At 38.8% G+C, this 14,304-nt stretch carries 14 protein-coding genes; 10 read left to right on the top strand and 4 right to left on the bottom strand.

Annotated features, from left to right (window positions below; translation table 11 throughout):
- Positions 1–9: 9 nt before the first annotated feature.
- A complete protein-coding gene (locus tag AC6H22_RS07245) occupies positions 10–1,386 on the bottom strand; it encodes a chloride channel protein (protein WP_497515582.1) in 1,377 nt (458 codons plus the stop codon).
- Positions 1,387–1,655: 269 nt separating this feature from the next.
- On the opposite strand from AC6H22_RS07245, the gene rpsL reads away from it, so the two are divergent.
- The 9 genes from rpsL to nusG all read left to right on the top strand — a co-directional run bounded on the left by rpsL (position 1,656) and on the right by nusG (position 10,696).
- The gene (rpsL, locus tag AC6H22_RS07240) at positions 1,656–2,030 is read left to right on the top strand and encodes a 30S ribosomal protein S12 (RefSeq protein ID WP_005543325.1); all 375 of its coding nucleotides are present in this window, start codon (positions 1,656–1,658) and stop codon (positions 2,028–2,030) included.
- Between the two features lie 157 nt (positions 2,031–2,187).
- Positions 2,188–2,658: a 30S ribosomal protein S7 gene (gene rpsG / locus AC6H22_RS07235; protein WP_005626581.1), complete on the top strand. Its 471-nt coding sequence runs from the start codon at positions 2,188–2,190 to the stop codon at positions 2,656–2,658.
- A gap of 83 nt (positions 2,659–2,741) precedes the next feature.
- Positions 2,742–4,844 (top strand): elongation factor G, encoded by a 2,103-nt coding sequence (gene fusA, locus AC6H22_RS07230; RefSeq protein ID WP_005638535.1) that lies wholly within the window; start codon positions 2,742–2,744, stop codon positions 4,842–4,844.
- Positions 4,845–4,907: 63 nt separating this feature from the next.
- The gene (tuf, locus tag AC6H22_RS07225; RefSeq protein ID WP_005646706.1) at positions 4,908–6,092 is read left to right on the top strand and encodes an elongation factor Tu; all 1,185 of its coding nucleotides are present in this window, start codon (positions 4,908–4,910) and stop codon (positions 6,090–6,092) included.
- A 232-nt stretch (positions 6,093–6,324) separates the two neighbouring features.
- Positions 6,325–7,623: a trigger factor gene (tig, locus tag AC6H22_RS07220; RefSeq protein ID WP_005639289.1), complete on the top strand. Its 1,299-nt coding sequence runs from the start codon at positions 6,325–6,327 to the stop codon at positions 7,621–7,623.
- A gap of 96 nt (positions 7,624–7,719) precedes the next feature.
- The gene (gene clpP / locus AC6H22_RS07215) at positions 7,720–8,331 is read left to right on the top strand and encodes an ATP-dependent Clp endopeptidase proteolytic subunit ClpP (RefSeq protein ID WP_258182720.1); all 612 of its coding nucleotides are present in this window, start codon (positions 7,720–7,722) and stop codon (positions 8,329–8,331) included.
- Positions 8,332–8,339: 8 nt separating this feature from the next.
- Positions 8,340–9,581: an ATP-dependent protease ATP-binding subunit ClpX gene (gene clpX, locus AC6H22_RS07210; RefSeq protein ID WP_005628067.1), complete on the top strand. Its 1,242-nt coding sequence runs from the start codon at positions 8,340–8,342 to the stop codon at positions 9,579–9,581.
- Between the two features lie 139 nt (positions 9,582–9,720).
- Complete coding sequence (gene secE, locus AC6H22_RS07205; protein ID WP_005639291.1) at positions 9,721–10,137, top strand: preprotein translocase subunit SecE; 417 nt, start codon at positions 9,721–9,723, stop codon at positions 10,135–10,137.
- A 1-nt stretch (position 10,138) separates the two neighbouring features.
- On the top strand, positions 10,139–10,696 hold the full coding sequence (gene nusG / locus AC6H22_RS07200) for a transcription termination/antitermination protein NusG (RefSeq protein WP_005628071.1): 558 nt from the start codon (positions 10,139–10,141) through the stop codon (positions 10,694–10,696).
- 188 nt (positions 10,697–10,884) lie between these two features.
- Here the strand turns inward: nusG and AC6H22_RS07195 are convergent, their stop codons facing one another.
- Genes AC6H22_RS07195 through metN form a run of 3 tightly spaced genes read right to left on the bottom strand, consistent with a single transcriptional unit; the run spans position 10,885 to position 13,461 of the window.
- Positions 10,885–11,706 carry a MetQ/NlpA family lipoprotein gene (locus tag AC6H22_RS07195; protein WP_118817561.1) on the bottom strand — a complete coding sequence of 274 codons (822 nt, stop codon included), beginning with the start codon at positions 11,704–11,706 and terminating at the stop codon, positions 10,885–10,887.
- A 38-nt stretch (positions 11,707–11,744) separates the two neighbouring features.
- A complete protein-coding gene (locus AC6H22_RS07190) occupies positions 11,745–12,434 on the bottom strand; it encodes a methionine ABC transporter permease (RefSeq protein WP_118808878.1) in 690 nt (229 codons plus the stop codon).
- Positions 12,424–13,461 carry a methionine ABC transporter ATP-binding protein MetN gene (gene metN, locus AC6H22_RS07185; protein ID WP_497515580.1) on the bottom strand — a complete coding sequence of 346 codons (1,038 nt, stop codon included), beginning with the start codon at positions 13,459–13,461 and terminating at the stop codon, positions 12,424–12,426. The genes AC6H22_RS07190 and metN overlap by 11 nt, the downstream gene beginning before the upstream one ends.
- A gap of 174 nt (positions 13,462–13,635) precedes the next feature.
- Here metN and gmhB point away from each other — a divergent pair, with 174 nt between their 5' ends.
- Positions 13,636–14,190 carry a D-glycero-beta-D-manno-heptose 1,7-bisphosphate 7-phosphatase gene (gene gmhB / locus AC6H22_RS07180; RefSeq protein WP_497515579.1) on the top strand — a complete coding sequence of 185 codons (555 nt, stop codon included), beginning with the start codon at positions 13,636–13,638 and terminating at the stop codon, positions 14,188–14,190.
- The last annotated feature ends 114 nt before the right edge of the window (positions 14,191–14,304 follow it).

Raw genomic sequence — 14,304 nt, 5'->3', positions numbered from 1 at the left:
TTATTTCTCTTATTCAGCTTTGCTGCGTAATTCTTCGGTTTGGCGAGCTTGCATTTGCTGGCGAAAACGGCCTGCAGCAAAGTGGTAAAATGGTTTTGGGCTAAATTGGCGCGAGATTATGGATGCAATAATGCTGGAAATCAAGAGCCAAATGAGAACGGGTTGTGCGCCTGTCATTTCCATTACAACAACACTGGCAGTAACTGGCGATTGTGTGCCACCAGCTAGAAACGCCGCCATACATAAAATCACCAAAAAACGTTGATCAACCATACCGCCACTGAGATCCCACAGCATTGCACCAATGCCTGCGCCTGTTGTCAGTGAAGGGGTAAAAATACCACCGGCAATACCATTCCAATAAGTGGTCACCGTTGCCAAAAGTTTAAGGATGCCAATTTCAGGATCTATGGCTTGCCCTTCTAAAGCGTGCGCAACAACCTCATAGCCAGTACCATAAGTTTGTCCGTGAGTGTAACTGCCGAGAGCGGCAAGTACTAAACCCAATAATAAAGCAATATAAATAGGATGTTGGCGAACCCAGCTACGCCATTTTTCAGGTGATAATCCAGCGAGACCTTTTGCTAATAATCGTCCGAATATGCCACCTAGAATGCCACAAACCACCCCACAAATTGCAAGCCAAAGATAGAGATAAGAAACAGATGTTACCCCTTGATAACGTGGAAAATAAGGGCTGTTTCCTTGAATCGCGACAAGAATAAAACCAGCAGCTAATACCCCCATCAATACGCGTCGTTCCCAACGTAACATTACTCCACGTCCAAGTTCTTCAATCGCAAATATCACCCCAGCCAAAGGTGCATTAAAGGCAGCAGCAAGCCCACCTGCTGCACCTGTTGCAAGTAATTCATTGGTGCTTAATCCTCTAAACGCTAAATTATGTTTTCTACAATAATTTCCCCACGCAAGCATGACAGCTGCGCCAACTTGTACTGATGGACCTTCACGCCCAACTGATGCACCGATAAGCATAGCCAAAAAGGTAAGAGGAATTTTCCAAATAGTTTGGCTGAATTCAACTAATTTGGTTTTATAGCTACTATGAGGAAGATTAATTGATGCAATGACTTGCGGAATACCGCTTCCTCCTACATAGGGAGTATATTTTTTCGTAAACCAAGTCAGGCAAGCCATGCCTAGGGGTAACACAAACCAAACTGCAATAGGATATTGAGATGACCAATGAGCGTTTAATTCTAGGCCAAGATCAGATAATTTCGCAAAGCAAAATGAAAAGAGTGAGACAAATGTTGCACCTATAATTAGGCAGATAAATTCTAAACTTTTGTGGGAAATTCTGTGTGTTTGGCGTAGCTTTTTATGGAAGAAATAGCGTAAGTGAAATTTGAGCGAGCGTAACATAATGATTGTAATTTAATACTAATTAAGTAGAAATTATAAAACTGTCATTTCGCTGGGGCAATTGGTTTGGCATTTTGAATGAAAAAGTGCGGTGAATTTTGGAAGCGTTTTTTGTACACAACTAAAGATCCTTTCACGGATCTTTGGCGCTGTTTAATTATTGACAACAAACCTCAGAACGATTAGAATTCGCCATCTATTTCTGTATGGAAGTAGATTTTTTGAACAACATTCTATTATTGAATAACATTTAAACTGGAGCTTTTTTAATGGCAACTATCAACCAGCTAGTACGCAAACCGCGTGTGAAAAAGGTTGTAAAAAGCAACGTTCCTGCATTAGAGGCTTGTCCGCAGAAACGTGGTGTATGTACTCGTGTATATACTACAACTCCTAAAAAACCAAACTCAGCGTTACGTAAAGTATGTCGTATCCGCTTAACTAACGGTTTTGAAGTAACTTCTTATATCGGTGGTGAAGGTCACAACCTTCAAGAGCACAGTGTTGTATTAATCCGTGGTGGTCGTGTTAAAGACTTACCGGGTGTGCGTTACCACACAGTACGCGGTGCATTAGACTGCGCAGGCGTTAAAGATCGTAAACAAGGTCGTTCTAAATACGGCGTTAAACGTCCTAAAGCTTAATGGTTCTCCGTTAAGTAAGGCCAAACGTCTAAATTAGCAAAACAATTTAAACCATAAACTCCAGTCAAAAAGCGCTTTGCGCTGCAAATTTTCTCAATGAGAAATATTGCTGATGGGTTTTGGATATCCTGAAGATTAAAATACGGAGAAATTCGCAATGCCACGTCGTCGTAGTGTTGAAGCACGCAAGATTCTTCCAGATCCGAAGTTCGGTTCAGAATTACTTGCAAAATTTATTAATGTAATCATGGTAGACGGTAAAAAATCCGTTGCTGAATCAATCGTTTATGGTGCTTTAGAAACTTTAGCACAACGCACAGGTAAAGAGCCTTTAGAAGCGTTTGAAGTTGCACTTGAAAACGTACGTCCAACTGTTGAGGTTAAATCTCGTCGTGTTGGTGGTTCTACTTACCAAGTACCAGTTGAAGTGCGCCCTGTACGTCGTAACGCACTAGGTATGCGTTGGATCGTTGAAGCAGCACGTAAACGTGGTGATAAATCAATGGCTTTACGCCTTGCAAACGAATTATCTGATGCTTCAGATAATAAAGGGGCAGCAGTGAAAAAACGTGAAGACGTTCACCGCATGGCTGAAGCTAACAAAGCATTTGCTCACTACCGTTGGTAATAAGTTTTTGAATTTAAAGGGCTTCATCATTGATGAAGCCTTACCCTTATATAAACTGATATTAAATAAACAAGGTTATAATAATGGCTCGTACAACCCCTATTGAAAGATATCGTAATATCGGTATCAGTGCGCACATTGATGCGGGTAAAACCACTACTACTGAGCGTATCTTATTCTATACTGGTGTTAGCCACAAAATCGGTGAAGTGCACGATGGTGCAGCAACGATGGACTGGATGGAACAAGAACAAGAGCGTGGTATTACCATTACCTCTGCGGCAACAACTGCATTCTGGTCTGGTATGTCACAACAGTTCCAACAACACCGAATCAACGTTATCGATACTCCAGGACACGTAGACTTTACTGTTGAAGTAGAACGTTCCATGCGTGTTCTTGATGGTGCGGTAATGGTTTACTGTGCGGTTGGTGGTGTTCAACCACAATCTGAAACTGTATGGCGTCAAGCTAACAAATATCAAGTGCCACGTATTGCGTTCGTAAACAAGATGGACCGTACTGGTGCAAATTTCTTACGCGTAGTTGAGCAATTAAAAACTCGTTTAGGTGCTAACGCAGTTCCTCTTCAACTTCCAATTGGTGCAGAAGATAACTTCACAGGTGTCGTTGACCTAATCAAAATGAAAGCGATTAACTGGAATGAAGCAGACCAAGGTATGACTTTCACTTATGAAGATGTGCCTGCAAATATGCAAGCTGACTGTGAGGAATGGCGTCAAAACCTTGTAGAAGCAGCAGCTGAAGCGTCTGAGGAATTAATGGAGAAATACTTAGGCGGTGAAGACTTAACTGAAGAAGAAATTAAGTCTGCATTACGTCAGCGTGTATTAGCAAGTGAAATTATCTTAGTAACCTGTGGTTCTGCGTTCAAAAACAAAGGTGTTCAAGCTATGCTAGATGCCGTTGTTGAATATTTACCAGCGCCAACAGATATTCCAGCTATTAAAGGTATCAATCCAGATGAAACTGAAGGTGAACGTCATGCAAGTGATGAGGAACCATTCTCTTCATTAGCATTTAAAATTGCAACTGACCCGTTCGTAGGTAACTTAACCTTCTTCCGTGTATATTCTGGTGTTATTAATTCTGGTGATACAGTGTTAAACTCTGTACGTCAAAAACGTGAACGTTTTGGTCGTATTGTACAGATGCACGCTAACAAACGTGAAGAAATTAAAGAGGTTCGTGCAGGTGACATTGCAGCTGCTATTGGCTTAAAAGATGTAACTACTGGTGATACATTATGTGCAATTGAAGCACCAATCATCCTTGAGCGTATGGAATTCCCTGAGCCAGTAATTTCTGTAGCGGTAGAACCTAAAACTAAAGCTGACCAAGAAAAAATGGGTCTTGCATTAGGTCGTCTTGCTCAAGAAGACCCTTCATTCCGTGTTCACACTGATGAAGAATCTGGTGAAACCATTATTTCTGGTATGGGTGAGTTACACTTAGATATCATCGTTGACCGTATGAAACGTGAGTTTAAAGTGGAAGCTAACATCGGTAAACCACAAGTATCTTATCGTGAAACTATCCGCACTCGTGTTAATGATGTAGAAGGTAAACATGCAAAACAATCTGGTGGTCGCGGTCAATATGGTCACGTTGTTATTGACTTATATCCATTAGATCCAGAAGGCCCAGGTTACGAATTCGTGAACGAAATCAAAGGTGGTGTAATCCCTGGTGAATACATTCCTGCGGTTGATAAAGGTATCCAAGAACAGCTTAAATCTGGTCCATTAGCGGGCTACCCGGTAGTTGATCTTGGTGTACGTTTACACTTCGGTTCATACCATGATGTGGACTCATCTGAGTTAGCGTTTAAACTTGCTGCATCTTTAGCATTTAAAGCAGCATTCGCAAAAGCAAACCCAGTATTACTTGAGCCGATTATGAAAGTTGAAGTTGAAACTCCACCTGAATATGTTGGTGATGTAATTGGTGACTTAAGCCGTCGTCGTGCTATGGTGAACGGTCAAGAAGCGAATGAGTTCGTTGTTAAGATCGATGCTGAAGTTCCACTTTCAGAAATGTTCGGCTATGCAACAGACTTACGTTCACAAACTCAAGGTCGTGCATCATACTCAATGGAACCGTTAAAATATGCTGAAGCGCCAACAAGTGTTGCAGCTGCAGTAATTGAAGCGCGTAAAAAATAATTTTTGTAAACCAGCGGTATAAAACATGATTTTTTATACCGCACTTCTTAGGAAACATTAGCAATGTCTAAAGAAAAATTTGAACGTACAAAACCGCACGTAAACGTGGGTACAATCGGCCACGTTGACCACGGTAAAACAACTTTAACAGCAGCAATCACAACCGTATTATCTAAACACTACGGTGGTGCAGCTCGCGCATTTGACCAAATTGATAACGCGCCAGAAGAAAAAGCGCGTGGTATCACCATCAACACTTCACACGTTGAATACGATACAGCAACTCGTCACTACGCACACGTTGACTGTCCAGGACACGCCGACTATGTAAAAAACATGATTACTGGTGCGGCACAAATGGATGGTGCTATCTTAGTAGTAGCAGCAACTGATGGTCCAATGCCACAAACTCGTGAGCACATCTTATTAGGTCGCCAAGTAGGTGTTCCATACATCATCGTATTCTTAAACAAATGCGACATGGTAGATGACGAAGAGTTATTAGAATTAGTAGAAATGGAAGTTCGTGAACTTCTATCTCAATATGACTTCCCAGGTGACGATACGCCAATCGTACGTGGTTCTGCATTACAAGCATTAAACGGCGTAGCAGAATGGGAAGAAAAAATCCTTGAATTAGCAAACCACTTAGATACTTACATCCCAGAGCCAGAACGTGCGATTGACCAACCGTTCCTTCTTCCAATCGAAGACGTGTTCTCAATCTCAGGTCGTGGTACTGTAGTAACTGGTCGTGTAGAACGTGGTATCATCCGTACTGGTGATGAAGTAGAAATCGTAGGTATCAAAGATACAGCGAAAACTACTGTAACGGGTGTTGAAATGTTCCGTAAATTACTTGACGAAGGTCGTGCAGGTGAGAACATTGGTGCATTATTACGTGGTACAAAACGTGAAGAAATCGAACGTGGTCAAGTATTAGCGAAACCAGGTTCAATCACACCACACACTGACTTCGAATCAGAAGTGTACGTATTATCAAAAGAAGAAGGTGGTCGTCATACTCCATTCTTCAAAGGTTACCGTCCACAATTCTATTTCCGTACAACTGACGTAACCGGTACTATCGAATTACCAGAAGGCGTGGAAATGGTAATGCCTGGTGATAACATCAAGATGACAGTAAGCTTAATCCACCCAATCGCGATGGACCAAGGTTTACGTTTCGCTATCCGTGAAGGTGGCCGTACAGTAGGTGCTGGTGTTGTAGCGAAAATCATCAAATAATTGATGTATTCTTGAATGTCTTAAAGGCAGAAAGAAGACAAAAGAAAAGTGCGGGGAAAATTCTCCGCACTTTTTGTTTATAGGTGATATTTGAAAGTTATCAAAATGTGATTTTTTAATCAGTATTTTATCGACTGGTTACATTTCTTTCGTTATAATTGAGCGTCTTATTTTATTTAACAAACGTGTTCGGTGTGGATTTTTACCGAGTGCAAATTAATTGAGGTAACAAATGTCATTAAATATTGAAACAACTCAAGGTTTAGAACGCCGTGTAGCGATCACCGTTCCAGCTGAAACTGTATCTAAAGCAGTTCGTGAAGAATTTAAACGTGCATCAAAAAATGTGCGTGTAGATGGTTTCCGTAAAGGCCATGTTCCTGCTCATATTATCGAACAACGTTTCGGTGCATCAATCCGTCAAGATGTATTAAACGATTTATTACCACGTCATTTTTTTGATGCCGTGATTGCAGAAAAGATTAATATTGCAGGTCGTCCAACTTTTGGTATTGAGACTTTTGAAGAAGGTAAAGATTTAGTTTTCACCGCAACTTTTGAAGTTTATCCAGAAGTTAAATTACAAGGTTTAGAGAATATTAAGGTTGAAAAACCAACTGTTGAAATCACAGAAGCTGATATTGATAAAATGGTTGATGTGTTACGTAAACAACAAGCAACTTGGGCAGAAACTGACTCTGCAGCAAAAGCAGATGATCGCGTAACTATTGATTTTGTTGGTTCTGTAGATGGCGGAGAGTTTGAAGGCGGTAAAGCATCTGACTTCGTATTATTTATGGGACAAGGTCGTATGATTCCTGGTTTTGAAGATGGTATCGTAGGCCATAAAGCAGGTGAGCAATTTGATATTAATGTAACTTTCCCTGCTGAATACCATGCAGAAAACTTAAAAGGCAAGGCAGCAAAATTTGCAATCACCTTGAAAAAAGTAGAAAACATGGTGTTACCTGAATTAACAGATGAGTTTGTTGCTAAGTTTGGTCCGAATACTAAATCTGTTGCAGATTTACGTGTAGAAATTCGTAAGAATATGGAACGTGAATTGAAAAATGCATTAGTTTCACGTGTTAAACAACAAGTAATCAATGGATTAATTGATCAAAATCCAATTGAAGTTCCAGCTTCTGCAGTAGAAGAAGAAATTAATGTATTACGCAATCAAGCGGCTCAACGTTTTGGTGGCAATGCACAACAAGCAGCACAGTTACCACGTGAATTATTTGAAGCGGAAGCAACTCGTCGTGTTCAAGTAGGTTTATTATTCTCCGAAGTGATTAAATCTAATGAATTAAAAGCTGATGAAGAACGCGCTAAAGCAATGATTGCAGATATTGCATCAGCTTACGAGCAACCAGCTGAGGTTGTTGAATACTATAGTAAAAATGAAGAGTTAATGAACAATATTCGTAATGTAGTATTAGAAGAACAAGCGGTGGATGCAGTACTTGCTAAAGCACAAGTGACTGAAAAAGTTTCTTCATTTGATGAAATTATGAATCCACAGGCATAATGATTAATTAATATCGTTATGATTGAATAAAAGTGCGGTCGCTCTTTTTAATAAAAGCGACCGCATTTTTATTTGTAGATTATTTAGAGTAAAATAATTAGCAATTTTAGAGAAAAAGGTAAGAAAATGAGTGTAATTCCTATGGTTGTTGAACAGACTTCGCGTGGCGAGCGTTCATACGACATTTATTCCCGTTTATTAAAAGAGCGTGTGATCTTCCTTAGTGGTGAAGTGGAAGATCGTATGGCAAATCTCATTGTGGCACAGCTGCTTTTTTTAGAGTCAGAAGATCCAACTAAAGATATCAATATCTATATCAACTCTCCCGGTGGTTCTGTGACCGCAGGTATGGCTATTTACGACACAATGCAATTTATTAAGCCAGATATTCGTACACTTTGTATCGGTCAGGCATGCTCAATGGGTGCATTCTTGCTTGCTGGCGGAACCGCGGGCAAACGAGCCGCGTTACCAAATGCGCGAGTGATGATTCACCAACCTTTGGGAGGTTTCCGTGGTCAAGCATCCGATATTCAAATTCATGCACAAGAAATTTTGAAAATTAAACACACCTTAAACGATCGTCTAGCATTCCATACTGGGCAAAGTATCGAACGAATTGAGAAAGATACAGATCGTGATAACTTTATGTCAGCTGAAGAAGCAAAAGCGTATGGTTTAGTTGATGAAGTTTTAATTAAACGTTAAGGAAACACATGTCAGACAAAGATAAAGATTTACATTGCTCTTTTTGCGGAAAAGAAAAAAGCGAAGTAGATAAATTAATTGCTGGTACAGACGGCTATATTTGTAATGAGTGTATTGAACTTTGCCATTCAATGCTTGAAGAAAGTAATGATGAAAGTGTAGACGAAAGTGCGGCAGAAAATGAGGAGAAATTACCAACTCCTCACGAAATTCGCGCTCATCTAGATGATTATGTTATTGGCCAAGATTATGCGAAAAAAGTGCTTTCTGTCGCAGTTTACAATCATTATAAACGCTTACGAACTAATCATGAAAATAATGATGTTGAGCTCGGTAAAAGTAATATTTTGCTTATTGGACCAACTGGTAGTGGTAAAACATTGCTTGCTCAAACATTAGCTCGTCGCTTAAATGTGCCGTTTGCGATGGCTGACGCGACAACATTGACTGAGGCTGGCTACGTGGGTGAAGATGTAGAAAATGTCCTACAAAAGCTTTTACAAAACTGTGAGTATAATACTGAAAAAGCGGAGCAAGGCATTATCTATATTGATGAAATCGATAAAATTAGCCGTAAATCGGAAGGCGCATCAATTACTCGAGATGTATCTGGCGAAGGTGTACAACAAGCATTGTTAAAACTCATTGAAGGTACTGTAGCGTCTATTCCACCTCAAGGTGGGCGTAAACATCCGCAGCAAGAAATGGTGAAATTGGACACGTCAAAAATTCTCTTTATCTGCGGAGGTGCATTTGCGGGATTAGATAAAATTATCAGTAAACGTACACAAACAAGTACGAGTATTGGTTTTAGTGCGAAAGTAGAAAAGGATGAAGAAGAAAAGTCTCTTTCTGAATTATTCCGTCAAGTAGAACCAGATGATTTAATGAAGTTCGGTTTAATTCCAGAATTTATTGGGCGTTTACCCATGATTTCTCCACTAAGTGAATTAGATGAAGAGGCTCTTGTACAAATTCTTACACAGCCTAAAAATGCCTTAACTAAACAATATCAAGCTCTATTTGGACTTGAAAATGTGGAGTTAGAATTCACTCCAGAAGCTTTAAAAGCAATGGCGAAGAAAGCGCTTGAAAGAAAAACTGGCGCACGTGGTTTACGTTCTATTGTAGAGGCTGTATTGCTTGATACGATGTATGATTTACCATCTATCGAAAATTTACGTAAAGTAGTCGTGGATGAAAGTACCATTGTCGATAATACTGCTCCAAAATTAGAATATCATTCTTAATAGAAAAGTGCGGTTGTTTTTCCTTATGTTTTCTATTTTGGTTGATGATTTTCAATAGGCAAGGCGAAAAGAAAATGCTACAATCGCACGTTCTTATAACTTTATTCTTATTTTCCTAAGTAAATAACGGATTCAATTTATGGCAACTGAAATTGTTGATAAAAAGAAAAATGCACCAGAGACGGTGGTAGAAGGTAAATCTAAAGGATTAAATACCCTTCTTTGGATTTTAGTCGCGGTCTTTTTTGCGGCGGCTGCAATTGGTAATGTTTATTTCCAAAAAGTATATTCATTACCTATTCGTGTAGTAGGTGTCGTCATTGCGTTAGTGATTGCTTTTGCATTTGCAGCAATTACTAATCAAGGTACAAAAGCTCGTATATTCTTTAAAGATTCAAAAATAGAAGCGCAAAAAGTGGTATGGCCAAGTCGCCAAGAAGCGCGTCAAACTACATTAATCGTAATTGGGGTAACAATCATTGCATCCTTATTTTTTTGGGCGACAGATTCGATTATTGTCACAGTAATTAATTTCTTAACTGATTTGAGATTCTAAAATGACTGAAGAAACAACTGTATCAAAAAAACGTTGGTATGTATTACAGGCGTTTTCTGGTTTTGAAAGCCGAGTGGCTTTAACTTTGCGTGAATACATTAAACAGCAACAAATGGAAGACCAATTTGGTGAAGTGTTAGTTCCAACTGAAGAAGTCGTTGAGAATGTTGCAGGTAAACGCCGTAAAAGCGAACGTAAGTTTTTCCCAGGCTATGTGCTCGTAGAAATGGAAATGAATGATGAAACATGGCACTTGGTGAAAAGTGTTCCGCGTGTTATGGGGTTCATTGGTGGTACACCTGATAAACCAGCGCCAATTTCTAAACGAGAAGCCGATACTATTTTAAACCGTTTAGAACAAACCACAGATAAACCGCGTCACCGCAATGAGTATCATCCTGGTGAAGAAGTTCGTGTGGCTGAAGGTCCATTTGCAGACTTTAATGGTACAGTAGAAGAAGTAGATTATGAAAAAGGTCGCTTAAAAGTTTCTGTATCAATCTTTGGTCGTGCTACACCTGTTGAACTAGAATTTGGTCAAGTAGAAAAAATACATTAATCCTTGATTAAGGATAATTAAAAAAATTACCGCACTTCTATAGTGCGGTTTTTTCATGCCCTGAATTTATCAAGGTATTGTTACTTGTGTGATCTTTAATTTAGGAAATTAATTGGTCGTAGAAGATAAGATATAAAAAATCCCTTGCAGAGCAAGGGATTTAGTAATGAGTTAAAGTGCGATAGAAATTACCAACCTTTTACAACACCATCTTTGAAGTATTTTTTAGCTTCTTGGTAAACTTCTTCTGTTTGGTAAGATTTTACGAAATCTTGAACAGCTTTGCTGTCTTTGTTATCGGTACGAGAAACGATAATATTCACATACGGCGAATCTTTATCTTCTACAAATACACCGTTATCTTGTGCATTTAAGCCCACTTGACCAGCATAAGTATTGTTTACTACAGCTAAATCAACATCGTCTAAAGCGCGTGCCGCAACAGAAGTATCTACTTCAGTGATGTTTAATTTTTTCGGATTTTCAACAATATCTAATACAGTTGAAAGAAGGTTATTTGCATCTTTTAATTTGATTAAACCTTGTTTTTCAAGAAGAATTAATGCACGGCCACGGTTTGTTGGATCGTTAGGAACAACAACTTTAGCACCTTCTTGTAATTCATTCACATTTTTTATTTTTTTAGAATAACCCGCTAATGGATAGACGAAAGTATTACCCACGATGACTAAGTTATTTAAATTTTTCGCTTTTGTATCTTCATCTAAATAAGGTTTATGTTGCATTGCGTTTGCATCTAAATCACCTTTAGATACCGCTTCATTTGGTAATGCGTAGTCATTGAATTCAACGAATTGAACGTCTAAACCATATTTTTCTTTAGCGACTTTTGCTGCAATTTCTGCAACTTGGTGCTCAGGGCCAGACATTACACCGACTTTGATTTTAAGTGGTGCAGCTGCAGCTTCAGGTTTTTTGTCTTCTTTACAGCCTGTTAAAACGAGAGCTGATGCGATTGCAGTGATTGCAAAAAGTTGTTTTAATTTCATAGGATTTCCTTCCTGTTTAAGTTAAGAGTTGTGTTTAATTAACGATGATCCACTTTTTTAGCCAGTGTATCGCCGAGTTTTTGGCTAATCATAACGAATAGCACAATAATAATGGTTGCCACCCAAGTGACATAAGGCATATTGCGATATACGCCGTAGTTGATAGCGAGGCTACCTAAGCCACCGCCGCCTTGCGTCCCCGCCATTGCAGAGTAACCAACTAAAGTGACCAGCGTAAGCGTGATACCATTAATGAGTGTAGGTAGTGCTTCTGGCAAATAGAATTTACATACAATTTGCCATTTGGTTGCCCCCATTGCTTGAGCAGCTTCGGTTAAACCATTTGGAATTTCCATTAATGCATTAGCAGTTAAGCGAGCTACGAATGGCATCGCACAAATACTCAATGGAATAATTGCTGCTGTTGTACCTAATACTGTTCCCACGATGAAACGTGTTACAGGTAATAAGATTAAGAGCAAAATAATAAATGGAATAGAACGCCCAATATTAATAATCGTGTTTAACACAAAATGAGTGCGGTTATTTTGTAAAATCTCATTTTTTCCAGTTAAGAAAGTCCATACGCCAACAGGCACGCCGACTACTACGGCAAGTAAAGTAGATGCAAAGCTGATATAAATAGTTTCATAAGTTGCTGTTGCAACAACACCCCACATTTGAGGTGTTAATTGCTGGCTGAATGTTGCCAAGAAATCATTGAACATAACCAAGCACCTCCACGCGCACGTTGTTTTCCATTAAATAAACTTTGGTTTGCGTAATGGCATCTTCATCGCCTTCTACTTCAGCAATGGTATAACCAAATTTCACGCCTCCAGCATAGTCAATTTGTGAGGTTAAGATACTGAGCTCCACGCCAAATTTTTTTGATGCCTGAGAAAGTAACGGTGCATCGACTGAGCGACCGGTAAACTCAAATTTGATAATTGGATACGCTTTGCTATGTTTCGGCGTATCAGTAAGATTTTCTAAATATTCATCAGGTAGACTGATGTGGAAGGTCGAACGAATAAACTCTTGTGCTAATTCTGTTTTAGGATTTGCAAAAATTTCACCGACAGTACCTTGTTCAACTAGGCGACCTTGATCAATAACAGCAACTTGATCACAAATCTGTTTAACAACTTCCATTTCATGAGTAATCAACAAAATCGTAATACCTAAAGTGCGGTTAATTTCTTTTAATAATTTCAGAATAGATTGCGTAGTAGCAGGATCTAATGCGCTAGTTGCTTCATCACATAATAAAACTTTAGGATCGCTCGCTAAGGCGCGTGCAATGGCTACACGTTGTTTTTGCCCACCAGAAAGATTACTTGGGTAAGCATCACGTTTTTCACTTAAACCAACAAGATCTAAAAGTGCGGTAATTTTTTCTTGGATTTTTGCTTTTGAGTCGCCTTCCAATTCTAAGGGTAATGCCACGTTTTCAAATACGGTACGAGAACTTAGTAAATTGAAATGCTGAAAAATCATTCCGATTTGACGACGAGCACGTACTAACTCGTGATCAGAAAGTCCTGTTAATTCTACGTCATCAACAATAACGGAACCGCTAGTTGGTTTTTCTAATAAATTCACACAGCGAATTAATGTACTTTTTCCTGCACCAGATGCACCAATTACGCCACAAATTTGACCTTTTTCGATGTTTAATGAGACATTATCCAGCGCAGTCAATTTCTTGCTAGGCAGTTCAAAAATCTTCGTTATATTACTTAGCTTAATCATATAAGCCCTTTTTCTTTACTGTTTTAAATCTATTTCGGTATTCTAGACGTCTAGATTGCTATGTCAATATGTCAGATTATCTTTTTTAGACAGATTGGTTATGAGTTATATTTGCTAATTGCTTGGATTAAATAGATAATTTTCGTCAATTTGATACGTATGAAAGGTAAGAGAATGAACAAAGCTATTTTTTTAGATCGCGATGGTACGTTAAATATTGATTACGGTTATGTACACGAAATTGATAACTTTAAATTTGTTGATGGTGCGATTGATGCATTGCGTGAATTAAAGAAAATGGGATATATGTTGGTGTTGGTTACCAATCAATCTGGAATTGCGCGTGGTTATTTTTCTGAGGACCAGTTTTTACAGTTAACAGAATGGATGGATTGGTCATTGGCTGAACAAGATGTGGATTTGGATGGTATTTACTATTGCCCACATCATCCTGAGGGAAAAGGTGAATATAAAGAAGACTGTGATTGCCGAAAACCTAAATCTGGAATGTTATTGCAAGCGATCAAAGAATTAAAGATCGATCCTACGCAATCTATTATGGTTGGAGATAAAGTTGAAGATCTAAAAGCGGGAATTGGCGCAAAGGTGAAAATGAACGTATTAGTTCGTACAGGTAAACCAGTAACAGAGGAAGGCGAGAAAGTAGCTGATTATGTGTTAGATTCTATTGTTGATCTTCCTAGAATTTTAAAACGATTAAAAAAATAGCTCAAAATATCTATATTTTGCTCTAATCGCTTGCGCTTTAATCAAAAGATCATTTTTTTAAATATTTTTACAAAAAGTACTTGCAAGGGTTTTGAAAATCCCTATAATGCACCG

The sequence above is a fragment of the Haemophilus sp. THUN1690 genome (assembly GCF_059704375.1).
The sequence above is the reverse complement of the archived record's forward strand: the minus strand, read 5'-3'. Positions and strand labels throughout refer to the sequence as shown.